This is a genomic window from Vibrio sp. 14G-20 (genome assembly GCF_026241515.1).
Lineage (GTDB): Bacteria > Pseudomonadota > Gammaproteobacteria > Enterobacterales > Vibrionaceae > Vibrio.
The window spans coordinates 1-26168 of sequence record NZ_JAPHPW010000033.1 but is presented as its reverse complement, the minus strand read 5'-3'; the positions used below and the strand labels follow the sequence as shown (position 1 = coordinate 26168).

The 26168-nt window shown below is 44.4% G+C and carries 22 protein-coding genes; 11 read left to right on the top strand and 11 right to left on the bottom strand.

What is annotated here, in order from left to right; genetic code table 11:
• The first annotated feature begins 99 nt into the window (after positions 1–99).
• Entirely contained in the window at positions 100–720 is a 621-nt protein-coding gene (locus tag OQJ75_RS20545) for a heme-binding beta-barrel domain-containing protein (protein WP_265974420.1), read from the top strand.
• A gap of 71 nt (positions 721–791) precedes the next feature.
• Here the strand turns inward: OQJ75_RS20545 and OQJ75_RS20540 are convergent, their stop codons facing one another.
• Positions 792–1772: a bile acid:sodium symporter family protein gene (locus OQJ75_RS20540; RefSeq protein WP_265974421.1), complete on the bottom strand. Its 981-nt coding sequence runs from the start codon at positions 1770–1772 to the stop codon at positions 792–794.
• Between the two features lie 346 nt (positions 1773–2118).
• Between OQJ75_RS20540 and OQJ75_RS20535 the strand changes: the two genes are divergently transcribed.
• Positions 2119–2385 (top strand): DUF3081 domain-containing protein, encoded by a 267-nt coding sequence (locus OQJ75_RS20535; protein WP_265974422.1) that lies wholly within the window; start codon positions 2119–2121, stop codon positions 2383–2385.
• A 62-nt stretch (positions 2386–2447) separates the two neighbouring features.
• A complete protein-coding gene (locus tag OQJ75_RS20530; protein WP_265974423.1) occupies positions 2448–3056 on the top strand; it encodes a CIA30 family protein in 609 nt (202 codons plus the stop codon).
• 145 nt (positions 3057–3201) lie between these two features.
• Here OQJ75_RS20530 and OQJ75_RS20525 read toward each other — a convergent pair whose 3' ends face one another.
• Positions 3202–4242: a zinc-binding alcohol dehydrogenase family protein gene (locus OQJ75_RS20525; protein ID WP_265974424.1), complete on the bottom strand. Its 1041-nt coding sequence runs from the start codon at positions 4240–4242 to the stop codon at positions 3202–3204.
• 211 nt (positions 4243–4453) lie between these two features.
• Here OQJ75_RS20525 and OQJ75_RS20520 point away from each other — a divergent pair, with 211 nt between their 5' ends.
• Positions 4454–5386: a LysR family transcriptional regulator gene (locus OQJ75_RS20520; RefSeq protein WP_265974425.1), complete on the top strand. Its 933-nt coding sequence runs from the start codon at positions 4454–4456 to the stop codon at positions 5384–5386.
• A 147-nt stretch (positions 5387–5533) separates the two neighbouring features.
• Here OQJ75_RS20520 and OQJ75_RS20515 read toward each other — a convergent pair whose 3' ends face one another.
• Positions 5534–5920: a hypothetical protein gene (locus OQJ75_RS20515; RefSeq protein ID WP_265974426.1), complete on the bottom strand. Its 387-nt coding sequence runs from the start codon at positions 5918–5920 to the stop codon at positions 5534–5536.
• A 407-nt stretch (positions 5921–6327) separates the two neighbouring features.
• On the opposite strand from OQJ75_RS20515, the gene OQJ75_RS20510 reads away from it, so the two are divergent.
• A complete protein-coding gene (locus tag OQJ75_RS20510; protein ID WP_265974427.1) occupies positions 6328–7311 on the top strand; it encodes a hypothetical protein in 984 nt (327 codons plus the stop codon).
• A gap of 113 nt (positions 7312–7424) precedes the next feature.
• Here OQJ75_RS20510 and OQJ75_RS20505 read toward each other — a convergent pair whose 3' ends face one another.
• The gene (locus OQJ75_RS20505; RefSeq protein WP_265974428.1) at positions 7425–8618 is read right to left on the bottom strand and encodes a benzoate/H(+) symporter BenE family transporter; all 1194 of its coding nucleotides are present in this window, start codon (positions 8616–8618) and stop codon (positions 7425–7427) included.
• A 98-nt stretch (positions 8619–8716) separates the two neighbouring features.
• Between OQJ75_RS20505 and OQJ75_RS20500 the strand changes: the two genes are divergently transcribed.
• Positions 8717–9283: a helix-turn-helix domain-containing protein gene (locus OQJ75_RS20500; RefSeq protein WP_265974429.1), complete on the top strand. Its 567-nt coding sequence runs from the start codon at positions 8717–8719 to the stop codon at positions 9281–9283.
• 96 nt (positions 9284–9379) lie between these two features.
• On the opposite strand, the gene OQJ75_RS20495 is transcribed toward OQJ75_RS20500, so the two are convergent.
• Positions 9380–10429, bottom strand: coding sequence for a cysteine synthase A (locus tag OQJ75_RS20495; protein WP_265974430.1), 1050 nt, complete (start codon positions 10427–10429; stop codon positions 9380–9382).
• Positions 10430–10599: 170 nt separating this feature from the next.
• Here OQJ75_RS20495 and OQJ75_RS20490 point away from each other — a divergent pair, with 170 nt between their 5' ends.
• Positions 10600–10815 (top strand): acetyltransferase, encoded by a 216-nt coding sequence (locus OQJ75_RS20490; protein ID WP_265974431.1) that lies wholly within the window; start codon positions 10600–10602, stop codon positions 10813–10815.
• Positions 10816–10997: 182 nt separating this feature from the next.
• Here OQJ75_RS20490 and OQJ75_RS20485 read toward each other — a convergent pair whose 3' ends face one another.
• Together OQJ75_RS20485 and OQJ75_RS20480 are read right to left on the bottom strand one after the other, a co-directional pair.
• Entirely contained in the window at positions 10998–12191 is a 1194-nt protein-coding gene (locus OQJ75_RS20485; protein ID WP_265974432.1) for an acetate/propionate family kinase, read from the bottom strand.
• A gap of 739 nt (positions 12192–12930) precedes the next feature.
• Entirely contained in the window at positions 12931–15012 is a 2082-nt protein-coding gene (locus OQJ75_RS20480) for a DEAD/DEAH box helicase (RefSeq protein WP_248376704.1), read from the bottom strand.
• Positions 15013–15320: 308 nt separating this feature from the next.
• Here OQJ75_RS20480 and rnb point away from each other — a divergent pair, with 308 nt between their 5' ends.
• Both rnb and OQJ75_RS20470 read left to right on the top strand, forming a co-directional pair.
• Positions 15321–17327 (top strand): exoribonuclease II, encoded by a 2007-nt coding sequence (gene rnb / locus OQJ75_RS20475; protein ID WP_265974433.1) that lies wholly within the window; start codon positions 15321–15323, stop codon positions 17325–17327.
• 119 nt (positions 17328–17446) lie between these two features.
• Positions 17447–18277 (top strand): helix-turn-helix domain-containing protein, encoded by an 831-nt coding sequence (locus OQJ75_RS20470; RefSeq protein ID WP_265974434.1) that lies wholly within the window; start codon positions 17447–17449, stop codon positions 18275–18277.
• Positions 18278–18494: 217 nt separating this feature from the next.
• Here the strand turns inward: OQJ75_RS20470 and OQJ75_RS20465 are convergent, their stop codons facing one another.
• Positions 18495–18857: a DUF3024 domain-containing protein gene (locus tag OQJ75_RS20465; protein ID WP_265974435.1), complete on the bottom strand. Its 363-nt coding sequence runs from the start codon at positions 18855–18857 to the stop codon at positions 18495–18497.
• Positions 18858–19109: 252 nt separating this feature from the next.
• On the opposite strand from OQJ75_RS20465, the gene OQJ75_RS20460 reads away from it, so the two are divergent.
• Positions 19110–19925 carry a phosphate ABC transporter substrate-binding protein gene (locus OQJ75_RS20460; protein ID WP_265974436.1) on the top strand — a complete coding sequence of 272 codons (816 nt, stop codon included), beginning with the start codon at positions 19110–19112 and terminating at the stop codon, positions 19923–19925.
• Positions 19926–20052: 127 nt separating this feature from the next.
• On the opposite strand, the gene OQJ75_RS20455 is transcribed toward OQJ75_RS20460, so the two are convergent.
• From OQJ75_RS20455 to OQJ75_RS20445, 3 genes are all read right to left on the bottom strand, one after another.
• A complete protein-coding gene (locus OQJ75_RS20455; protein ID WP_265974437.1) occupies positions 20053–20739 on the bottom strand; it encodes a MaoC family dehydratase in 687 nt (228 codons plus the stop codon).
• Between the two features lie 349 nt (positions 20740–21088).
• A complete protein-coding gene (locus tag OQJ75_RS20450) occupies positions 21089–24241 on the bottom strand; it encodes an efflux RND transporter permease subunit (RefSeq protein WP_265974438.1) in 3153 nt (1050 codons plus the stop codon).
• 11 nt (positions 24242–24252) lie between these two features.
• Positions 24253–25389 carry an efflux RND transporter periplasmic adaptor subunit gene (locus tag OQJ75_RS20445; RefSeq protein WP_265974439.1) on the bottom strand — a complete coding sequence of 379 codons (1137 nt, stop codon included), beginning with the start codon at positions 25387–25389 and terminating at the stop codon, positions 24253–24255.
• A 259-nt stretch (positions 25390–25648) separates the two neighbouring features.
• On the opposite strand from OQJ75_RS20445, the gene OQJ75_RS20440 reads away from it, so the two are divergent.
• Positions 25649–26092 (top strand): dCMP deaminase family protein, encoded by a 444-nt coding sequence (locus tag OQJ75_RS20440; RefSeq protein ID WP_248376711.1) that lies wholly within the window; start codon positions 25649–25651, stop codon positions 26090–26092.
• The last annotated feature ends 76 nt before the right edge of the window (positions 26093–26168 follow it).

Here is a 26168-nt window from a genome sequence, read left to right as displayed (position 1 = left end):
CTTTCATAGTAACCAAGAACACTGATCTGGGTTAATAAACTTGTTTCACAATAACCTTACTTTTATTTAGGTCAGATAATTACAAAAAAGGAAGTTACAGTGAAAAAATTATTAGCACTTGGTATTGCAGCAGCAATCTCGGTTCCAGCAGTAGCCGACCACAATACAATCAATGGTATGGATTTCGGTCCACTTGCAAAGTTAGTCGGCACATGGAAATCGGTCGAAACTGGTGGCGTTGATATTTCACCGGGTCAAGAAGGGACTGATGTGGGTGCGGGTGGCCCAGCAGTCACACCGTTTTATGAAGTGATGACGTTTGAGGTTGCAGCAGATGCAACCAATGCCAGCGATCAATATCTGGTTGCTCTGTACTACAAGCAGGAAGTATTCAGAAAGGCCGACGATTCTAAATTCCACGATCAACGTGGCTACTTCATCTACGACCAAAAGAATCAAATCGTGTACAACTCTTACTGTGTGCCTCGCACCACATGTGTCACGGCAGAAGGCCCTGCTGGCGACACAATGACGTTAGTCGCATCTAAGCGCGGTATCGCTGAGTCTGAATACATGACAGACAACGCAACCACTACGGGCTTCACAATGAACATCAGTATTTCAGACGACACGTTGACTTACTCTCAAACAACAGGTTTAGAGATCTACGACAACGCTTTTGCTCACACTGATTCAAGTACATTGGTTAAAGTGAATTAGGTTCAAATACAAACGCCTTTCACAACGAAGTGAAAGGCGTTTTTCTGTTGTACTTGTAACAACAAACAAGTTTAACTCGATTGTGTATCGACCTTAGCATAACGATTGGCTAGCACCGCACAGTAAAAGATCTGAATCGGGTGATAGAGCATAATTGGCAGTAATATCATCCCTAGATTAGGGTTGTGAGCAAATATCACCTTAGCCATAGGAATACCAGCCGCCAAGGTCTTCTTGGTACCACAGAACACAGCTGCAACCTCGTCTTGATGATTGAATCCAACCTTGCGAGCACTCCATTGAATGCCGTGAACCATCACCATCAATATCACGAAACAAATCACCGCTGACACCAACAGCAACATCGGAGAGAAGTCACTCCAAATACCGTGCTCAATGGAATCACAGAAAGCACTGTAAACGATCAGAAGTATCACGTATTTGTCTAACTTATTGACCACTGACTTGTGTTTCTGAGTCCATTCAAAAAGCAATGGACGCATCAACTGTCCGACGATCATTGGCAGCAATAGCATTTTAGATATCGAGATTACCGACTCTATCAGGTTTAACTCTGCGCCCTCTAATCCCATGAAGAGTTGGATCAGTAGAGGCGTAATGAACACACCTAAGATACTAGAAAGCGATGCATTGAATATCGCACCCGGTAGGTTTCCTTTTCCAATCACCGTCATCGCAACCGAAGACGAAATCGTACTCGGCAAAACGAAGAGGTAACAGAAACCAAAGGCCAGAGCTGCAGGCATATAAGCGACAAAGCCTTGTCCAAATATCACCCAAAGCAGTGGATAAACTAAGAAGGTCGCGCTTTGAACAAAAACGTGCAGCTTCCAATTTGAAAGCCCTTCAAGAATGGCTTTGGGAGACAAGCCTAGACCATGTAAGAAAAACACCAAGGCGATGCCGAGAACGGTAACCGTATCAAGATGAAGTACCCCACCCGACTTCCCCCAATCTGGCGTAAAAACAGCAACGACCATGGCCACCACCATCCCTACCAGAAACCATTCCTTTTTCAGTTTTTCTATCATGTTTACACGCACTTTCTGTCGATTCCATTTCAGCCAATAACCCGGCTCCGATGCTATTTATCCTATCGACTCTAATTTTAATTAACCACCATAAATGCAAATTAAGCTCGCCTTTATCTTGAGGGTTAACATCGTTATTCGAGTTTGTTACGCCCGTTTTGCTCTGAATTGATCAGATGTATGGAATGACGATGAAAATATTAGAAAACAGCGGTTTATCGAGAAGATAAGACCCTTTCAGTGATCGGGACATAGAGGCAAACCGTAGGAACATAAAAGCAAGCCGTATTTAGTTTAGATACCAAAATTCAGCCCTTTCTCAATGACGATGCAGCGGGAGCAACATATGAACAACAGAATCACCATTATTGAGTTTCTCAGAGTGTTTGAGTGCATTCGCTCCTCTGGCAAGCAACTGGACAATAAATATCAAGTGGGCGAAATGACGGCTTGGCATGATTACGATGGTTACACCTGTTGGCTAAGCTTTAAAGACGTAACCGTGACGCTGATGTTTCACGGATCGCTGAAAATTGAGTATGACAACGCTTCAAACTACTCTGAATTCATCGAGCATTGTCTGGATATGCTCGCCACTGAACCTTCTCCATAAAACGCGAACAGACTCACTACTAACGGCTAACGGCTAACGGCTAACGGCTAACGGAGAAAATCATGAACGGAACGGCTTTCAAAACGCATTCATTGCTTAAGCACAGACACCTTTTGTGGCTAGTACTCAGCCTCTCTTTTTTATGGTCTAAAGCGTCAACAGCAGGAACTGAGATGATTGATTTCACACAAGCGAATGAACACCAGAAGTGGACAGCAATCAACGATAACGTCATGGGAGGAGTCTCAACAGGCAGGCTTGTTTATCAAGGCGAGACGAGTCAATTTAAGGGCGAATTATCGTTAGAGAATAATGGTGGCTTCAGTTCAATCAACCGCTCTATAGAGTCTATAAGCTCTAAAATGGACAGCGTAGAACTGACGATTGTAGGTGATGGTCGTACTTACCAATTGAGGTTCACAACATGGATAGCTGGAAACAGAACCAATTACAAGCACAGCTTTGAAACCATCAAAGGCGAGCAACTCAGGAAAGTCTTCCAACTAAAGGACTTTCAAGCAGTGTTTAGAGGTCGATTACTCAGCGGAGCACCGGAACTTAAAGCTCAAGACATTAAACAGATCGGCTTTTTGATTGCAGATAAAAAACCCCTGCCCTTCAAGTTAAATCTCACTCAGATTCAATTCCAAACGCTTCAAGAAACTGAGTAAAGCTTTGTTGGAATAAACACAGTAAATCACTTAATAAAAAAACCCTGATGTTTTACCGATTCGCGATAAGTATCAGGGGCTTTCTATTCAAGCGTTCAAGCTGCTCAAACTGTTCAAATAAGCAACGATTCAAATCGTCAAAGTTCTAAATCATTAACGAATAATATTTGATGGCTGTTTTACCAATCGACGCGCTGCTTTCAATACGTTGGTGCGCATCTTTCAGTGTCTCAACACTAAAGCCATTCAATGTGGTGGTAAGCGTCGTTTTGATACGGCCAGCATCAATCAGGTTCGCTGCTTGGAACAGGATATCTTGCTGTTTTTGGATATCGTCTGTGTTGAACAGTGAACGTGTGAACATCAGTTCCCACACAAAACCTGCAGACTTACCTTGCAGCGCCGACAGATCAATTCCGCCATCGAACTCAACAATCGAGCTGATCATGCCTTGTGGTGCAATCAGCTCAACCATCGCATCCCAGTGCCCTTTTGTATCCGCAACATTGAAGATGTAATCGACATGTTGAATGCCTTGCTCTCGCACAGACTCGACAAGGTTACGGTGGTTCGCCACATAATCCGCCCCCATATCCCTTACCCACTTCTCCGTTTCAGGTCTTGAAGCTGTTGCGATAACATTTAGGTTGGTCAGTTGCTTAGCCAGTTGAATCGTAATTGAACCAACACCGCCTGCTCCACCAATGATCAGGATAGACTTTTTCTCTTCAGGACGAACACGCAAGCGGTCAAACAATGCTTCCCAAGCCGTAAGCGTTGCTAGTGGCATAACGGCTGCAGCTTCATCAGAAAGGCTCTTCGGCGCTTTAGCGGTAATACGGTAGTCCACAGCTTGGTATTCTGCGTTAGCACCCATACGTGTTACGTCACCCGCATAGTACACGCGGTCACCGACTTCGAAGCCTTCAACGTCAGCACCTTTGCCAACAACTTCACCGACTGCGTCATAACCCAACACTTTTGGTTGTTCGAGTGTTTTGTCTTTGGCACTACGAATACGAATTTTTGCGTCAGCAGGATTGATAGAAGTCGCGCTCACTTTTACCAGCAAGTCATTATTTTTTAGTTCTGGCAGACTCGTTTCAAACTCAAATAAACTGTCTCGTTCTGTAATCGCAAATGATTGAGTAAATCCAATAGCTTTCATTTTTGATGGTGCTGACATTGTGCTTTCTCCTTGAATTAGACGAGTTAATCTTAGTCAATTCTCACTCTAGATAAACCGCCTAATATTTGAATTATTATCAAATTATTTTTGACAATTAAGCATTTGAAGCTAACTTAGAAGCGATAAGTAGAGATAACCCATCTGCAGATTGTGATGGAGAAATGTCCCAACTCCATGTTTAGAACATAATTCAATACAGGTAGATAACATGCTTCTTGAAGACTTGCAGGTCATTTTAAAGGTGGCGGAGTTTCGTAGTATCACCGCAGCAGCTACCAACCTAGACATGCGCACGGCAACCGCGAGTGCTGCCGTCAAACGAGTCGAAGCCGCACTGGGCGCTGAACTGTTTGTAAGAACCACTCGCCATCTAAGGCTTTCCTCTGCAGGCGAACGCTATTTACCTGAGTGTGAGCAAGCCTTGAAGATGTTAGAGCAAGCAAAGCTCAACATGCGTGAAGAGCTTGGTATTCTGGATGGAGAAATCCGCATTGCGCTTTCTTCTGATCTAGGACGTAACCTCATCACACCTTGGTTAGATGAGTTCTTGCTTGAATACCCAAAGGCGACGCTTCGCACTAGCATCAGCGATAGCAATATCGACTTTTACCGAGATTCCGTCGATATGGCGCTGCGTTACGGCTCCCCGACCGATGCGAACATGTATGGTTTCAAGATATGCGATGTGCCGAGGATATTGTGTGCAACTCCCGAATACTTGGCTGAAATGGGAGCACCAAAACACCCGAGTGACTTAGCACAACACAATGGTTTGCTTTACCAACTCCACGACATGTTGCAAGACGAGTGGCTGTTTAACGATGGTACTCATGATCATAAAGTGAAACTAAAAGGAAATCGCGCTTCGAACGACGCAGACCTTGTAAGGCGTTGGTGTATCGCGGGTAAAGGAGTAGCAATAAAATCTTGTTTAGACATGTCACCTCATCTGCTTTCAGGTGAAGTGGTTAAAGTTATGCCTGAGTTTAAGCCGACCCCTACCGAGCTGTGGTTAGTGTGTCCAAGTCGTCAATCCATCACCCCGACAGTGCGACTACTGAGAGATTTGTTCAGAGAGAAAACTGCTGAGATCCTTTCGCAACTGAGCAAACAAGGCATTATAGAAAGCACAACATCTTAAGATTTAATGCCGCTTAGAGATAAGAAGCAGAGAGACAAAAAAGGCGTTAGCGAACTCAACCCGCTAACGCCTTTCATCATTAGAACATCATAGCTGCATGATGAACCTAAATAATAGAGCTTAGTTTAATACTCTTAATACAAGAGCTTAGTTTGACTCGTCTTCAACATCGCAGTCAGCACAGCACTGAAGAGCAATCTCATGTTCGAAGGTGATGGTGTCTTTACCTTCTTCTACTAGCTCTGCGATTTCGTCTGCCACTTCTTTTTCATCATCCGCTTCGATCCCGCTTGCTAGCTCTTCCTCTGAATAGCCGAAGAAGTTCAGTAGTAAGTACTCACGTGCTTCATCTTTAGTACAAACCACGTCTGCTGAAAGATCAGGAGTAACCTCGCCTTGTGCAAGTGTCGCTGTCACTTGTGCGATAGCATCCTCTTTCATCGCAGGCGTTAACCAACCAAGATCAGTACTTACTGTCGTTTTTTTACAGTCGAAGCAAGGCAGTTGGTGAAAGTAGTATTGAAAGGTAGTCATAGGTAATTTCTTCTTTAAATGTTGTATAGCGAGATTATGCGCGTTTTGTAGCAAAATACTATCTCAATCACAACCTGAAACCGCTTCATGCTGAGTATTTTTACCAGCGCCGCGCAAGCAGATGTGATCATTCGATAAAAGCGCTGTTTTACCTATGCTTACTCAGCTTTACGCTTGTTTACATTTGTACGGGTAATATATGCCTCATCAAATAATAAGCGTGGCACCTCACAATTGCTTTGGCTCTTGCTTAGTTTCGTCGTTCCAGCTATCAGCTTTGAGTTCACGGCTTACTTGGCTACTTAGCTCGGATTTGTTTGAAATGACTTTGTTTTCAATTAACTTACTTGCACTTGGCTTATTTTGAACCACGCTTATTTAAATCACCCATTTCGGATACCCAATCAATGATCATCACAAAATATCAAGCCCTTGCCCTTTCATCGGTTGCTTTGCTCGCAATAGGCTGCTCACCATCATCAGATACGCCTTCGGTCAGCAACATCAGTGATTACCAAGGCTCAGCGAGTATTACTCAAGGTGTGGCTACCACCGTTGAATCGAATCTCTTTGAGTGTGCAAACGGACGTAGCCGAGTGGCGGGTGTCGGGGAAATTACGGACTCAGAAGGAAAGGTTTGGACGGTTCCAGCCAAAAACAACTTTTCAACAGGGCCAAAAGCCTTTGATCTTTATGAAGAGTGCTCAAACACTACGCCAAGCAGCCTAGCCGAAGTCGATCAAAGCTCTGTACCTGTAGCGATAGTTGATCAAGACGGTGAGGAAATAACAGGCTATATTTTTGCCGATAACTATTTCGAACTTTATATCAACGGCAAGTTAATCGCGGTAGACACCATTCCTTTCACACCGTTTAACTCAAACATCGTCAAATTTAAGGTGAAGAAGCCTTACACGATTGCGGTGAAAGTGATTGATTGGGAAGAAAACCTAGGTCTTGGCAGCGAAGATAACCGCGGAAAGGCATACCACGCTGGTGATGGTGGCTTTATCGCGAGCTTTAGTGACGGAACCGTGACAGGACCAGAATGGCAAGCACAAACCTTTTATACCTCACCGATTTATGACCTGACTTGTTTGAGTGAAGTCGACGAGAAGCGTCTTTCTGAAAGCTGCACCACGGAAGGAACTGACCACGGTCAAGATGCCTACGCCGCTCATTGGGAAACACCAACCAACTGGATGAACCAAGAGTTCGATTCAACATCTTGGCCTCAAGCATCGGTATACTCAGAAGACGATATTGGCGTAAACAATAAAAAAGCGTACATGAACTTTATCGAAAAATTCAGTGGTGCAGGCGCAAGCTTTATCTGGTCGACAAATGTCGTTCTCGATAATGAAGTGCTACTGAGATACGAAGTTAAGTAGCTTTATTCCTTTGTAAGCAAGCCCAGTCACGAGTATGACTGGGCTTGCTACTCAAACAGCTTGCTGGTGTTTCTAATTCACAGCGAACCTAATCCTAATCTTGAATCCTTCCATTACGACGAAGTTTGCGAAGTATTGTTTGCTCCACGTGACTTAGCTTTGTAATTGTGTAACCAGCAACAAAACAACCCGATGCACAGCCCCCAAAATGCACTGCCGATCCCCAGTAAATTGGTGCCAGAAGCAGTGAATAAGAAAGTAAGCAGTGCAGGCTCTCGATAGTGGTTGTCTGCCATCGAAACAGCTAAACAATTCATCAAGGTCGGCATCACCGCTAAGCCAGCAACCGCAATAACAATCTCGGAGGGCACGGCGCTAAACAGCGACACAAATGACATCCCCATCACGCCAGCTAACAAGTAAAACCCGCCCATACAAATCCCCGCCATATAACGTGTCTTTGGATTACTATCCGCATTAGGGCCCATGCAAATAGCGCCCGTAATCGCTGCAAGGTTATACACAAAGCCACCAAACGGTGCGAAGATCAAACCTGTCACCCCGGTGGTGGTAATGATCTTCGATGAATCGACTTGGTATCCGTTCGCTTTTAGAACCGCAAATCCCGGTAAGTTCTGTGAAGCCATCGTCACTATAAACAATGGGATACCCACACTGAACAACGAAAAGAACTCAAAATCGGGCTTGATGAACACTGGGGTCGTTAATCCCATAGTCACCTGACTGACATCGAGTTTGCCAAAACCCACACACATAACCAGTGCGATAATGAAAATGCTTGGGATCAGTAAATTTCCTAACCGCGCTTTCGCCAGAATAAATACAGCGAGCATGACCGCTACGACTTGCGCCTCTTCCATTAACGACGTGAACAAACCCAAACCGAATTGCAATAGAATCCCCGCGAGCATCGCAGAGGCAATCGATGTTGGGATCTGTTTTAGGACTTTCTCAAACATCCCCGCTAATCCAACTAACGTGATCAACATCGAACTGAAAAAAAACACGGCCACAGCCTGATTCATTGTCAGCCCTTCAAGAGATGTGATTAACAACGCCGCTCCAGGCGTCGACCACGCTGTAACCACAGGCTTCTTGTAATGAAACGAGAGCAGTATTGTGGTTATCCCCATGCCAATTCCCAACGCCCAAAACCATGACGCCACTTGTTCTTCGGTTGCTCCAGCACTCATTGCCGCTTGGAAAATAATCGCCGCGGCGCTCGCATAACCAATGAAAACAGCGATAAAGCCGGTACTGACGTGAGAAAATTTTAGCTTAATCATGTTAATTTTTTCCTGCGTGCGTTATAACGTCCATAAACCAAACCTAGCACTGTGCGCTATAACGCACAACTTATTTGTAAAAAACTTGTAGAGAAAATATGCAAACAGAAATTAAAGTTGGCGTTAACTTGAAACGCCTTCGCCAAGAAAAAGGCTGGAGCTTAGACAAAACAGCAAAAGAAACTGGCGTCAGCAAAGCAATGCTAGGACAAATTGAACGTGGAGAATCCAGCCCGACAGTCGCTAAGCTCTGGCAAATAGCTTCTGGGTTCGAGGTGTCACTTTCGAGTTTTATAGCTACTAGCCCAAACAGTGAACTGACGAGTTTATTCAGAGACGCAAACGAACTAAGACACGAGGAATACAACATTGGCTTTTTCGTCAGTTTGTTGTTTCCTTTTGAGGAAGCACTAGGATTTGAAATATTCGAACTCACCCTAGCACCCGATTACCAGCATGAATCCGCCCCACATAACGCTGGCGTCACTGAGCACATCTTATGTATTTCAGGAGAGATGGCCGTGATGTTTGATGATGAGTGGCATACGTTACGCGCAGGACAAGCCGTTCGCTTTAATGCTAACCAGAGCCATGGCTACAAAAATATCGGTGAAGGAAACGCCGTATTTCATAATGTGATTCACTACCCTAATAACAAGCAATAGTGCCGGATTTGGCGCTAGCGTATGTTTAGCTCTAACCGGATCTTTAGTGCTAACGAAAGAGCTGGCAGACCACTGGCTGTTACTAACTTAAAGCGACTATACGTTGACGACCATGTTGCCATCTTCGGCTTGATAACGCGCCCATAGTTGAGAAAGGTTTTCTTTATTAAGCTGTATCTCTTTTTCTTTCAGAAACGCTTCGTTGTGCAGCTTCGAATACGACCGCTCAGCAAGATCACAGCTAAATGTAACGATGGTTTTTCCTTTCCCCATTCTAGCCGCAGCGTATAGTGCACCTGCTACGTTCAATGACGAACTGCTTCCTAGAAGAATACCGTCATGATCCGCAACAAGTCGGGATATCGTCACCAAATCCTGATCGGGAAGCGTGATTGCACGATTGATTTTTGCCTGCCTGAAATTTTCAACCGTTCGCATGATCCCTATCCCTTCCGTGAACGAACTTCCCGTTGATTGATAGTGTCCATTACGTAGAAACGAATAAATGCCAGACCCATTTGGGTCAACTAACCAAGTTTCGAGATTGGGTTTCTGCTCAGATAGATAATGTGAGTTTCCGGCAATGGTTCCACCAGTCCCTACCACAGAAACTAGAGCATCAATATTCCCTTGGGTTTGCTGCCATATTTCCGGTCCAGTATTTAAATAGTGCGCTCGATAATTACTGAGATTTTCGAACTGATCTGCCCACCAATAATCTTCATTTTCGACACCGATCCGTTTAGCCGTGTGGTAAAAGTGTTCAGGGTTTGCAAAAGGACAAGGGTCGACCAATAACAGTTCAGCGTTATAAAGCGAGATCATACGCTCTTTCTCTTGTGCCTGCCCTTTTGGCATCACCACCAACATTTTGTAACCGAGGGATTTAGCGACTAGAGCAAGGCCTATTCCCGTATTACCAGCAGTACCTTCGACGATTGTCATTCCCGGCTTAAGCTTACCGGCTTCTATTGCATCCATAACCAACTGAAGTGCCGCTCTATCTTTAATCGAACCACCCGGGTTCTGGTGTTCGCACTTAATAAGAATCTCACAACCTGATATCTCTGAAAGACTGTTGATTCTAACAAGATCGGTATCGCCAATCAGTTCACTGAGATTGTTTGCAATATGGGCAAATGACATCGCGACTCCATTTATTTGTTGAGGATAAGTTTGTTCATCGATTGGGTTGTCGATGATCATAAGCGTAGCTCTGGGGTCTGCTTAGTCAAGAAGTGCCGGAATTGAAAAGACTCTCATTGTCCAAATAGCAATTATAATTAGGGGTGACCGATTAGATTGAGGGCAAAAAAATGTTTCTAAAAGAGAAAAAAAGCGGTGACCTCGTAGACGTAATTGAAATGACTAAATTAACCAACTTATTTCAAGACAGTATCGAAGGTCGGTTTCAAGCAGGTGAAGAACAGCAAGACCCTGAGATGTTTAAAAAATCTGAACTGATGTTTATGTCAGGGGAAGAGTTACCTCGATGCTGGACAGATCCAAACTACCGCTCAGGGACTAAATAACCTTAGCGCTTCCAGAGCACCCGATGAGTCGCAATTGAAGCTCTGTTCTAAAACTGTTTGACGAACGCCTTATAGGCTATCTCCCTGTTAAAACGTTCAGACGCAACTTTACTAGACACAAAAAAGCGAGCCACTTAGGCTCGCTTTTCAATTGTTTCTTATTACTTAAGCCGTTGCTTAGATTACAGAAGCTCTACCGACTGTTGAGCAATAACGAACTCTTCGTTAGTTGGGATAACCATTGCTACAGCATCTAGCATTTCAGACTTCGCGATGATGCCTTCAGCACCAAAGCGAGCGGATTCGTTACCTGCTACATCTTCAACAAAACCAAGAATCTTAAGGTTGTTTAGGATCTCACGACGAATTGGTAGAGAGTTCTCACCGATACCACCAGTGAAGATGATGCCGTCTAAAGAATCTAGCGTAGCTAGGTAAGAAGCAACGTATTTAGCTACACGGTAAGTAAACACCTCAAAAGCCAGTTTAGCGCCTTCATGGCCCTCTTCCATTGCTTCTAAAATGCCACGAGCATCGCTCGTAAGACCAGACACGCCTAGGAAGCCAGACTCCTTGTTCAGAGAGTTGAAGACTTGCTCTTGTGACCAACCTTTCTTAAGTAGGTACTCGATAATGCCTGGGTCTAGGTCACCACAACGTGTGCCCATCATTAGGCCAGAAAGCGGTGTGAAGCCCATAGAAGTATCAACACTGTTGCCGTCTTTGATAGCACATACAGATGCGCCGTTACCTAGGTGAACAGAGATGAAGCTCGATTTCTCGATTGGCTTGTTAACCATTTTCGCAGCTTCACGGCTAACGAAGTAGTGGCTAGTACCGTGGAAACCGTAACGACGTACGCCGAAGTCTGTGTATAGCTCTTTTGCGATTGCACCAGTGAATGCACGTTGTGGCATTGTTTGGTGGAAAGCAGTATCAAATACAGCGAACTGAGGTAAAGAAGGGAAAGCTTCAATTGCAGCACGGATACCGATAGCACCTGCTGGATTATGAAGTGGAGCTAGGTCAGATAGGCTTTCAATTTCGTTCGTTACTTCTTCAGTAATGCGAACGGTTTGAGTGAACTTCTCGCCGCCGTGAACGATACGGTGACCGATAGCCACGATATCAGCAGTGAATCCTAGATCTTCCATCAGGCCAACCAATTTGCCAATGGCAATTTTGTGGTGGTTACCCTCACCTTGAATGGCAATTTCAGTTTTCTCGCCTTGATATTTCCAGCTCATACGAGCATCTTCAAGACCAAAACACTCCCCTAGGCCACTTAATACTGCTTCACCAGAAACAGAATCAATTACAGCAAATTTTAGGGATGAACTACCCGAGTTAATAACCAGAACAAACGAATTAGACATTGGATATGGATCCTGTTTCAGTACGAATTGGATGAAGTGTTTACTTCAATTTTAGTTAAGCCCATTATTCAATAATTTTTGAATCTTTCAACTTTTGTTTTGAAAAAATCACCAAATGAACACAATTAAGTTGATCTTAGTCATCAAATTATTTATTTCGAGAGTGGAATTAAAAAATAGTTGAATAAGAAAATTAATGAACAGGTGACGCAAACGTGTGCTCACGTTATTTTTAACTTGGTTCAGTTAGTTAGAGTAACTTGAACAAATGTAGACAATCCGCCTAGAAAACAGCCACCCATCCCTTTTTTCTCCTGATCATTACCGGTAACTTTCTTACTCGATTTATAAATTGCTCAGTGTTTGCATCAAAAAGATCACAGTGGTTGAGAATAGTGAACGACGATACCTGATCTTCTTTTGGTTACCTTCGAGCACAACTTTGCGATTAGATGCACTGTAACGTCGCTTAGATTGTCTTCGATCTTTGCTTTAGCATCTTGTAGCACGTTCTTTTAGTATAAGCTTAGAACGCGATACAGCGAAGTTTAGGCGCTAAGATTAGTTATTGGGGTGAAGCTTAGAGAGGTAAGCTGACTCTATATCGACCCCACCAAAGATTAAGTTCAAATAGCAGGCACAAAAAAACCGAGCATTATGCTCGGCTTTTAAATTCAGTGTTTAAGCTGTTCGTTTATAAGCACTTGGCTTGTAAGCTTCAGCTTAAACTAAAGGCTGATTAACCTTCGTTGCGCTCTGGACGACGACCGCGGTTGCCGCCATTGCCTGCTGCGTTGCCATGGCCACGTTCGCCACGGTGGTTACCACGGTGATCGCCACCACGGTTACGATCGAAGCGACGCTCGCCATCACGACCACCAGCTGAGTTACCATCACGTGCGCCATCACGGTTGCCACGGTAGCCACCACGACCGCCATTGCCACCTTCACGGTTACCACCTTCGCGATTACCGCCTTCACGGTTACCACGGTAGCCGCCACCATCACGACCGCCACGACCGCCGCCACGGTTGCCATCACGACCGCCGCCGCCACGACGAGGCTCACGGAAGTCGTTGAAATCAACAACTACAGCGCCAGCTTCTTTTTGACGAATACGAAGTTTGCTTAGCTTACCAGCAGTTTCAGAGTTCATTGCTTTTGGCAGTTGAACGTAAGTAGAACCTTGGTCTAGCTTGATAGCACCGATAGAACCTTTAGTTAGGCCAAGTTCGTTTGCTAGTGCGCCAACGATGTCTTTAACCTGAACGCCTTGCTCACGGCCAACTTGTAGTTGGTACGTATCCCAATCTTGAGTATTGAAGTTACGACCACCGCCATCACGGCCATTGTCACGATCTTCACGACGCTCTTTGCGACGGTTCTTATCACGCTCAATAGCAGCGATCATTGGGTCTTCGCCAACGTAGAATAGAGGGCTCTTACCTTGCTGACGCTTAAGAAGCATTGCAGCTAGAGTAGCAGCATCAACTTCTAGAGATTCTTGTAGAGTAGAGATTAAACCTGCGAAGTTTTCTAGAGCTTTGCTCTCTTTCTCAGTTTCAAGCTCAGCGCCAAGCTTAGCAACACGTGCAGCAGCAACTTCGTCACGTTGTGGAAGTTGGATTTCTTCCATTTGAGACTTAGTTACACGCTCGATAGTGCGAAGCATACGAATTTGGTTAGTGCGAACTAGTAGGATCGCTTTACCTTTACGTCCAGCACGGCCAGTACGACCAATACGGTGGATGTAAGATTCAACATCGAATGGGATGTCGTAGTTGAATACGTGAGTAATACGTGGAACATCAAGACCACGAGCTACAACGTCAGTTGCAACTAGGATGTCGATTACACCTTGTTTGATGTGATCAACAGTGCGCTCACGTAGAGACTGAGGAATATCACCGTGCAGTGCAGCAGCTTTGAAGCCACGTGCAGATAGCCAGTCAGCTAGACGCTCAGTATCTTGACGAGTACGTACGAATACGATTGACGCGTCAGTTTCTTCAGTTTCAAGTAGACGAGACATTGCTTCGTCTTTCTCTACGCCTTTAACAACCCAGTAATTCTGCGCTACTTTATCAACTGTGTGGTTAGTACCAGCAACGTCAACTCTAGCCGGGTTACGTAGGTAACGGTCAACAATAGTCTTAACCATTGGAGGCATAGTTGCAGAGAAAAGTACACGCTGTGCAGTTTCTGGAGCTTGCTCTAGGATCCAAGTAACGTCATCTACGAAACCCATTTTTAGCATTTCATCTGCTTCATCAAGAACAAATGTGTGTGCTTCATCTAGGTGTAGACGGTCACGAGTTAGTAAATCTTTAACACGACCTGGAGTACCAACAACAATGTGAGCACCGCGGCTTAGAGCACGCATTTGGTCAACAATTGAAGCACCACCGTAAATTTCAATAACTTTAAGACCGTTGATGTCACGACCTAAGTTTTTGATTTCCGCAGCAACTTGAATCGCTAGCTCACGAGTAGGAGCCATGATGATTGCTTGTGGTTTATGTTGGTTCAGGTTGATTTTGTTAAGTAAAGGCAGAGAGAATGCTGCTGTTTTACCAGTACCAGTCTGTGCTTTACCTAGTGCGTCACGGCCTTCAAGAAGAAGAGGAATAGCTGCTGCTTGGATTGGAGTCGGAGAAACGAAACCCATGCTATCAAGAGCTGAAAGAATGTTATCGTTTAGGGCTAATTCATTAAATTGAATTACAGATTCGGACATTGGGATCCCACTATATATAAGTAAACAAAAGGTCCCGGGAGCTCTATCAATTCCAATACTGATCCAATCAGATACTGATTCCATTCAGAGTTACGAAGCAGTAATAAAACACTTCAAGCCATTAGGGACGTCTAAGGGAGGCGGATTATTCCCTAAACGCATAAAAAAAGCCAGAAAAAATTGAAATACATCACATATTTTTCGGTTTTACATCAATACTGGCTATCATATCGTCAAAACTTGATGAATATCTCGTCATAGCACCAAACTTCGAACAAATTGACGTAGTTAAATAAGAGGGCAATTAATTTGCGCTCACTTCGCCTTTCAGTAGTAATCAAGCCTCGCAATGATTATAGTGTGCTCAATTGTCCTCGATAGATAAAAGTCAAATGTTTCAAGATAATCCTCTACTCGCTCAACTCAAACAGCAAATCCAAGAAACCCTCCCTAAAAAGGAAGGTACAATCAAAGCCACTGAAAAAGGCTTTGGTTTTCTCGAAGTCGATAACAAGACCAGTTTCTTTATCCCACCTCCATACATGAAGAAATGTGTACACGGTGACAAAGTTATTGCCATCATTCGCACAGAGAAAGAACGCGAAGTAGCAGAGCCTGAGGAATTGATTGAACAAGGCCTTACTCGTTTTATTGCTCGAGTGAAGTTATTTAAAGGTCGTTTGAACGTCGTTCCTGATCACCCGCAACTGAAAAAGCTGCAATTTAAAGCGAAAGCAAAGAAGGGCCTAAACCCTGAAACGCTTAAAGAAGGTGACTGGGTTGTTGCTCATATCGTTCAACACCCATTAAAAGGTGACAATGGCTTCTTAGCTCAGATCTCTGAGAAAATCACAGACGCTGACGACAAGATTGCACCTTGGTGGGTAACACTGGCACAAAACGACCTACCAAACAGCGAGCCAGAAGGTATCGATGATTGGAAGATTAACGATGACGCCGATCTTGAACGTGTAGACATGACGCACGTTCCTTTTGTGACTATCGATGGCGAAAGCACAAAAGACATGGATGATGCGCTTTACGCGAAAAAGAAAGAGAACGGTGACTTTGAGCTAACTATCGCAATTGCTGATCCAACAGCTTACATCTCTCCAAATGATGCAATGGATAAAGTGGCGCGCGAACGCGGTTTCACTATCTACCTTCCTGGTCGTAACATCCCAATGTTGCCTCGTGATCTTGCTGACAACCTATGTTCACTGATCGAGAACGAAGTTCGCCCTGCCCTTTGCTGTACAGTAACGGTATCTAAAGATGGCGTTATCGGTGACGACATTAACTTCTTCGCTGCGAACATCAAATCTCACGCTCGCCTTGCTTACGATAACGTATCAGACTGGTTAGAAACAGGTGCATCAGAGAAGTGGCAACCGTCAGAAGAAATTGCTGCGATTGTTTCTGATCTTCACCAATTTGCTCAAGCGCGTTCAGCGTGGCGTTCAGCGAATGCGGTTGTGTTCCCAGACCGCCCTGACTACCGCTTTGAACTTAGCGAAGATAACGATGTTGTCGCTATCCACGCTGACATGCGTCGCAGTGCGAACAAGCTGGTTGAAGAGTCTATGATCAGCGCGAACATCTGTGCGGGCCGAGTACTAAAAGAAAACTTCAACCAAGGTGTGTTTAACTGCCACTCTGGTTTCAAGGCTGAGAAAGTAGCTGACGTTCTTGAACTGGTAAACCCGCAGGCGGAAACACCATTCACTGAAGAGCAGATCGTCTCTCTGGAAGGTTTTGCGACTCTGCGTCGTTGGTTAGGCTCTTTAGACAACAGTTACTACGACAACCGTATTCGTAAATTCCAAGCGTACAGCGAGATCAGCAATGAACCTGCACCACACTACGCGATGGGATTAGACATTTACGCGACGTGGACATCTCCAATTCGTAAATACGGCGACATGATTAACCACCGTATGCTTAAGGCTCACATCCTTGGTAAAGCGCCAATTCAAACACCAGACGAAACCATTGGTGATGAACTTGCACTGCACCGCCGTCACCACGGTATGGCTGAACGTAACGTTGGCGATTGGTTGTATGCTCGCACTCTAGCGAATGCTCCAGTTGAAGAAACTCGCTTCCAAGCAGAGATCTTTGACATTAACCGTGCTGGTATGCGTGTGCGCTTACTTGATAATGGTGCAGCAGCGTTTATCCCTGGCTCTCTCATTCTTAATAATAAAGAGAGAATAGAGTGCAACGGTGATATGGGCACTGTATCTATCGATAAAGAAATGGTATACAAACTGGGAGACGTTTTAGAAGTAGTTCTCTCAGAAGTTAATCAGGAAAACCGTAACTTGGTAGCAAAGCCTACACAAGTATTTGCGGACTTGCCTAGCGAGCCTGAAACGACAAATGAAACCGAAGCCTGATTTCTGATAGGGTTCACTTCTAAAGGCGCTAATTATTAGCGCCTTTTTTGTAAATGTCTCATGCTTAAACAATACTAAAACCAATAAGCAACTCGTTTACAACGTCAAAGAAGCGCACTATGTCATCGATAACAGTTACTCAATTTAGAAACTTTATTCCCAGGAAACGAGAACGTTACCCTGCCTCTAAAAACGGTATCTTTATGGTATCGAAAGGCAGTATTTCTTTTGTGTTACCCAATGGGACTCAAGCCTCGTTGCAAGCCGGAGATTTCACCCTTTATAATTCTGGTCAGATTAAAGACATCAGCGTTAACACTGAAAATGGTGAATTCAGCGCAACCTGCTTAGATTTTGATTTAGATATTTTCCAAAAGTTCATTAACCAGTTCAGCGATTTAGAATCCACTCGAATCCCAGATAAGTACATTAAGTTCAATCAAACGGATACCGAGATCTGCCAGTTGAAAGATCTCATCATGTCACTTGCTCATTCATCGAACCAGAATGACTACGCACTCACTCAATTAGGCTTAAGTTTGCTGTCTTTGATGGTGGAACAGTACCCTTCTCTACTGGCTATTATTGCTCGAGCTTCAAGGTTGACCGTGACCCAAAGAGTCATTCACTACATCGAACAAAACATTGAAAACAATATCTCTTTAGATACGCTCGCCAGTTACATGGGGATGTCACCGGCTACGCTTAAACGTCGCTTATCGGCTGAAGATCTGTCGTTCTCAAACCTATTAAAGATCAAACGTATTGCTCATGCGGCCACTCAGCTAAGAACATCGGATAAGTCGATCACTCAAATCGCGTATGAGTCCGGTTTTAAAAGTGCCGCTCACTTCAGCACTGCCTTTAAAACGTATCATGGCAAAACACCAAAAGACTTCCGATCGTTAGTGGCACAAGCACAACTGCAAAGCATAAAGCAGCAAGTTTAAACACATAAATTGATATGAACGTATTCGCGGTGAACTGGTGTAAACCAAGTGGCTTCAATATTAAGCCACTTGGATGTGAGATGAGATCATTTGGCTTTGGGATTCAGTGATTGAGTTTTGAGGCTGCGTTATTTGGCTATGAGATTAGTTTGTTAAGCTTAGAGACTAGGCTATTTGCTCTGCGAGCCGATCACCAGCACGCGTGAAACCAAAGTAACTATGACCAGAAGTACGATTTCGGGTCTTTTTCAATTTCAGCTAAAATAGCATCAAGATCCTTCGATTTAGGTAGGTAGGGATAAGGCCCCCAATTGACGGAGTCAGTTTCGACATCACCTTCAAGTGGCACCATCACTAACCAACAAGATAACGACTCATCAAAAGTCACGCAGGCGATCTCGTTTGTATAATCGCTATGAGATGAGTCGAGTAAATAATGCGCCTGAGAAAACAGTACACCGCCCTCACACTCTTCATATAGAGATTTGCCTAGCTCTACCGGTAAATTGCTATTTCGAGAAGTACAGAGCCTTTCAGCTCCAATTAACAGACGATTCAGTTCTATATGAATAACGGACATAACACCCCTTGTAACTTCATAGAAACTTCTAAGTAGTGAATTCCTCTACTTAGCCTAGGACTCAACGAACATTTTAGCGAACCAGCAAAAACAAAATACCCGCTCTGCTCCCAGAAACGAATCCTTATCTCCTAAGTTATCTTACTTTCAAAAACGAATCCGGTAGCTATACATCGAGCATATAGAATTTCACAAAAGTGTCATATAACCGACCTATCATATGCGACAAATGTTATTAACTAGGAGTTGTTTATGTTACGAGTCGCGCTTGCCTCTCTTTTATCCTTAGCCCTGTCTTCTCATGCTGCTTTGGCACAAGAAACCACTATTTCGGGCTCCACTTCGGTATCACGAGTGATGGATGTATTAGCTGAGGAGTACAACAAGACTCACCCTGATAACTATATTGCGGTTCAGGGTATTGGTTCTACAGCAGGTATTACCATGGTTAATAAAGGTGTCTCTGACATCGGTATGAGCTCGCGTTATCTAACCGACCGTGAACAGGACGAGAAGTTGAAGGTATTTCCAATTGCCTTTGACGGCCTAGCTGTCGTAACTAACCGCTCGAACGCTGTAAGCAATGTTACACGAGAGCAGCTGTTCGACATCTACAAAGGTAAGATCACGAACTGGAAAGCTGTGGGTGGCGCAGATCAGCCTATCGCAGTTGTCACTCGCGAAGCGTCTTCTGGTTCACGCTATAGTTTCGAAAGCCTGCTTGGTTTAACGAAAATCATTAATGACCGTCTAGTATCTGATATCAACCCAAATAACTTGGTTGTAAACAGTAACAGCATGGTTAAAACGATTGTTAACCATAACCCGCATGCAATTGGTTTTATCTCTGTTGGTTCGATCGACCGTTCAATTAAGGCGATTACATTTGAAGGCATAGAACCAACATCTAAAAACATTGCCAACCACAGCTATGAGTTGGCTCGCCCATTCTTGTTGCTGCACAAAACAGGCTCAGTTTCTGACGAAAGCAAAGACTTCATCAAGTTCGTGAAGTCAAAGCAAGGGCAAGATCTTATCGAAGAGTACGGCTACACACGCATTAAGTAAGTGACGTACCTTTATCGATCTTATTAGCTATGCTAATGATGTCGATTTGATAGGACACAAACAAAAAGAGAGAGCATTAAGCTCTCTCTTTTTTTGAATCTTTATAAATCGCTTCTTTACAAACCACTTAGAAGTGAAGTTGAATCACCGAAACAATAATAGCGCCAGGACGACGAATGCCTTCGATTTCTACGCGGATTTCGCGCTCGATCTCTAAGCCTTTCTTAATTGGCGTCACTTTTGTTAGCGTACTTTTAGCACGAACGTTGCTGCCTGATTTTACAGGGTATGGGAAACGAACTTGGTTAAGACCAATGTTTACAACCATCTTCGCTGTTGGGAATTGAGACTTGTCAGGGTCAACACTGTCAGTCAATCGAGGAAGCAGAGATAACGTTAAAAAACCATGTGCGATGGTTGTTTTGAACGGAGAGTCTGTTTCTGCCTTAGAAGGCTCAGTATGGATCCACTGCATATCTTCAGTCACAAGGCCGAACTGGTTAATACGGTCTTGACTTACATTGATCCAGTCGCCAGTATGGATGACTTCACCGATCTGCTGATTAAGCTCGTCAAACACAAGCTGTGCTTCAGGCTTTAATACGATCGGTTGCTCCACAGGCATCTCTGGTGCATCTTCGTTTACTGCAGGTTTGTGGTGATCACGAACCCACGCAAAGAAATGGCTATTTTGTGTACGATTAAGAAAGTCACCCCAGTAATCTCTAAGAGCTGGAGACATCCATTGCATAAACTCTGAGTGTTGCGAAGACACGCTGTCGCCTCGGTGTTTAAATAAATCAATGACTTTCATAAGAACCTCAATGCACAAAAAATTTCAATATAACTTGGTAATTTTGAAACACTTCACACTATTGTGCAAATGTTTTCGAGCATACACCCGTTAGCTGAACCTTGCTATTTTTATAATAAACAGACACTTACTAATAAAACATCATTTTATTACAAAGCCCAATTTAGAGTGTTAGCTCTATCACATAATAAACATTTGATTATATAAATAGCGTTTTTATTCACAAGTGGAATAAAAAAAGGCTTAGCACGATGCTAAGCCTCAGTTTTTATAAGGGATTAATTTTCACAAGGAATTCGTTTGGGGCTTACTTTTACAAGAAAGCCGCCGTCCTTGAAATTAACTTATCCTATTCGTCATCCAGTGGAATCAGTTTGGTATTACCACCGTGTGCCTTCTCACGCTTACGTTGCACGAATGCATAGAAGCCAGGGATTAGGAACGTACCCGCCAGTAATACACATAACAGACCGCCGATCAGTGAAATACCCAGAGAGTTCTGACTCACGTGACCTGCGCCCGCAGCGAAGATAAGCGGGAAGATACCTAAGATGAACGACCAAGACGTCATGTTCACAGCACGGAAACGCAGCGTACCGCCCTTCACCGCCGCGTCTTCAATCGGTGCGTCTTTCTCTTCACGCTCAACCTTTGCGAATTCCACAATCAAGATTGCGTTCTTCGCGGCCAAGGCTATCAAGAGAACCAAACCTATTTGTGCATAAAGGTTCAGCGGAGTGCCCGTTAGATTCAATGCTAAGAAGGAGCCTAAGGTTGCGACAGGTACCACGAGGATAATCGCAATCGGTATTGTCCAACTCTCGTATTGAGCCACCATAAACAGATAGATGAAGATCAGAGCCAGTGCAAAAGCAAAGATCGCTTGGTTGCCTGCCAATACTTCTTGGTAAGCCATGCCTGTCCATTCGTACTGATAACCCTGCGGCAGTACATCAGCCGCAACACGTTCCATGGCAGCAATCGCATCACCGCTTGAGTAACCCGGCGCTGGTTGGCCTTGGATTACTGCACTGCGGTACATGTTGTAACGCCATGCTACATCTGGTTCAAAGATCTGGTCGTAAGTCACCAATGTGCTTAACGGGATCATCTCGCCATTAGACGAACGCACGTGGAATCGTTGAAGATCATCCATGCTGCTACGGTGTTCACTGTCAGCTTGCATGGTCACGCGGAAGTTCTTACCAAACATGGTGAAATCGTTCACGTACAGTGAACCAAGATTACCTTGCAGCGTTTGGAATATTTCCGACAACGGAATGCCTAATTGCTGCGCTTTCTCACGGTCGATATCGACATAGTAATGAGGAACGTTGGCACGGAAAGTGCTGAACGTGTGTGAAATCTCAGGCTGTTTGTTCGCCTCAGCAATCACGTCATTCATTACCATCGCCAGATCAGTTCGGCTACGGCCTAATGTATCTTCAAGAACAAATTCGAAACCAGAAGCAGCACCCATACCCGGAACGGCTGGAGGTCCCATCGCAAATACGATCGCCTGAGGCAGTTCAGTGGCTGCTCGGCCGTTAATACGTTGCGAGATAGCTTGTGCGGAATGTTGACCATCCAGTGCATTACGCATATCCCAATCATGCAGCTTTATAAATAGCGACGCGCCATTCGAAGCAGAAGCGCCCGTCATGAATGCGTAGCCGTTAACCAGTGTCACACCATCAACACCCGGCTCTTGCTCAACCATCTCTAGTAATTGCTCAGTCACATCTTCTGTACGAGACAGTGATGCCGCGTCGGGAAGCTGCACGTTAACTAACAAGATACCTTTATCTTCTTGAGGTACGAACGCCGTAGACGTTGTTTTCGCGAAGTAAGTAACAGCAGCCAAAGCAACAACGAAGAAAGTGAACAGCAGAACGCCTTTCTTAACCAAGAAGCCAGCAATTTGACCGTATTTGTTAGTAACGGATTCTAGACCACGGTTAAACGCTTGGTACCAACGAGCTGTGTTACCACCGCCCTGCTTAAGAACCAATGAACATAATGCTGGTGACAACGTTAGTGCGTTGATAGAAGAGATAACAACGGCGATACAAATAGTCAGGGCGAACTGACGATACATAATGCCGGTAATACCTGGCAGCATCGCCACTGGGATGAATACCGCAAGTAGAACCAAGGTAGACGTAATGATCGGACCCGTTACTTCTTTCATCGCGATAAGCGTGGCTTTACGCGGTGAAATCGTTGGGTCTTTAGCCATCGTGGTATCAACGTTCTCGATAACCAAGATCGCATCATCTACTACGATACCAATCGCCAATATCAAACCAAACAGAGTCACCGTGTTGATGGTAAAGCCCGTCATCTGCATGATGGCAAACGTACCGATCAAAGATACCGGAATCGCGACTACTGGAATCAAGGTTGCACGCGCACTACCCAAGAACAGGTAAGTAACGGCGATAACCAGCAAGATAGCTTCGATCAGCGTTTTTACTACCCCTTTAATCGACTCAGCAACGAAGACTGTCGTGTCGTAACTCGCTTCATAAGCAACGCCTTCAGGGAAGTTTTTGCTTAGGTTGTCGAGCATCGCCATTACGGCTTTACCACTTTCCAGCGCGTTAGCGTCTGATTGAAGTGACAGCGTTACGATTGAAGCGTCTTGACCACGGTATTTACCATTGCCGTCGTAGAACTTTTTACCAAGCTCAACACGTGCAATGTCTTTTAGGTAAACCGTTGAACCGTCTTGAGTTGCACGAAGAACAACATTTTCAAATTCATCAGCCGTTTCTAGTCGGCCTTTTGTTACCAAGTTGAATTGTACTTCTTGTGCGTTGTTATAAGGTGCAGCACCAATACGGCCAGCAGCAACTTGAACGTTCTGCTCTGCTAACGCGCGATTCACGTCAGAGGTGGTAATATTCAGGTTAGCCATTTTCTCAGGATCTAACCAAACACGCATTGCGTATTCACCGCCACCCAATACGTTAACTTCACTGATGCCCTTCACACGAGCCAATTGGTCTTTAATGTTTAGGTTAACGTAGTTGATCAGGAATTGGTCGTCGTACTCACCGTTTGGCGAATAGAAGTTCAATACCATCAAAAGGTCTGGTGAACGCTTTTTAACGGTGACACCCACCATTCGAACTTCTTGCGGAAGTTTCGATTCAATTTGAGCAACTCGGTTCTGAACGTTGACCTGAGCCATATCTGGATCAGTACCAACATCAAAGGTCACGTTAAGGTTGTATGAACCATCATTAGCACTCTTAGAAGACATGTAGATCATATCTTCAACGCCGTTAACCGACGTTTCTATGGGGTCGGCTATCGCCTGTTCTACTACTTCAGCACTTGCACCTGTGTAGAATGCGGTAACACTTACAGAAGGCGGGCTGATTTTTGGATATTCCGCCACTGGCAAGATAGCGAGAGAGATCGCACCCGCCAGCGTTAAGATTATGGATATTACAAGGGCAAACTTCGGCCTTTGAATAAAGAAACGACTCAACATAAATAAGCCCCTTACTCAGCTTTTTCAGCAGCAGGTTGAATGCGAACAGACATACCATTACGCACACGCTGTAAGCCTTGAGTGATAACTGCATCGTCCTTCTCTAGTCCAGAGTGAACAATCACACCACCTTCAACCTGACGACCCATCTCGATGTTTCTACGCTCAGCCACAGGTGCCGCTTCGCCTTCAACTAACACCATAACAAAGTCGCCTTCAAGGTCGGTTTGAACCGCGCGGCGAGGAATTGTGACGACATCAATAGATTGTTTCTCACGTAGATCAACACGAACGTGCTGGCCAGGAAGTAGTTGCTGCTCTGGGTTATCGGCAATCGCACGCATCGCGATCGTACCAGTGTTTAGGTTGATACGGTTACCCAAGAAATCGAGCTGACCTAGGTGTTCGAACGCTTCACCATTTTCAAGCATGATTTGCACTTCAACACGATCTGAATCGCTGCTGCCGTCACCTTCAATTCGGTCCATACCTAATTCAATACGCTCACGCTCACTAATGCTGAACGATGCATGGATTGGGTCTAGGCTAACCAAAGTTGTCAGTACACCTGAAGACGGTGAAACTAGGTCACCTTTACTTACTTTAGTGTCACTGATTCTTCCAGAGAAAGGCGCGATAATTTGGGTGTGAGAAAGTTGGACATTCGCGGCGTTTAACTGAGCTTGGCTTGCTTCTAGCTGTGCTTGAGAACCTAATAGGTTTGCCGTTAATGCATCAAATTCCGATTGAGAAATACTACCTTTAGGAAGTAGGTTCTTACCACGGTTGAAATCAAGTTCGGCTTTTTTAAGGTTGGCATTCGCTTGAGCAACAGCCGCTTTCGCGCTTGCTACTTCGGCTTCAAACGAAGAAGGTTCAATCGAGTAAAGCAATTGACCCTTTTCAACCATTTGGCCTTCATTAAAATGACGGCTTTGTAGGTAGCCAGAAACCTGCGCTGTAATAGCCGTGTCTTCAACGGCTTCTATACGACCGATATACGACTTACTTTGCTGGTGAGAAACAACGCTAACATCCTGTACAGCTACGAGAGGTAAAGATGCTTGCTTGGCATTTTGAGCATCTTGCCCACACCCAGCAAGAATAAGAGAGCTTGCAAGAGCCGTAAGGATCAACTTTTTACGCATGGTTATACCGTCACTTATTAGTATTTGAACAGCATAAAATTTACGTAACACAATTACTTCAAATGTCCGAGGAATATCAATTATAACTAGCTAAAGTGTATCAATATGTTAATTGAAACCAAGTGCTTATAAAGTAATTACAAACACGCTACAATTCCTAAGTAAATCAATCTCTCAGCTTTTGTTCTCTATGGATATTGTCTAACATAATGTATTGTCAGGCAGATAAGCATTCACATTTAATTGTTAAGGAATTCTCATGATTTCAAAATGGGCTAAACGTTTCTATCAAATGGCGGAATTGGTCGGTTCTTGGAGTAAAGATCCTTCAACTCAAGTCGGCGCCGTAATCACTAAGCACAACCGTATTGTTTCCGTTGGTTTTAATGGCTACCCACATGGCGTGTCTGATAGTGCGGATACTGATGACAGAGAGATGAAGTACCTCAAGACACTTCACGCTGAAGAAAATGCGATCTTATTCGCCAAGCGTGATTTGGACAGCTGTGAAATCTGGGTGACGCATTTCCCTTGTCCAAACTGTGCAGCAAAAATCATCCAAACAGGTATTTCAGCAGTACATTGCCCAGAGCAAAGTGAAGATTTCCTTTCTCGCTGGGGCGACAAGATTAAAGTTAGCCAAGATATGTTTGAGCAAGCTGGTGTAAAAGTGGATTGGTTACCACTCGCTGAATTGGACTAACATTTAAGCTGAATTTCGGATACAAAAATGTATGGTCCGCCCCGTTATTGCAACTACAATTAAGTAATAACGGAGT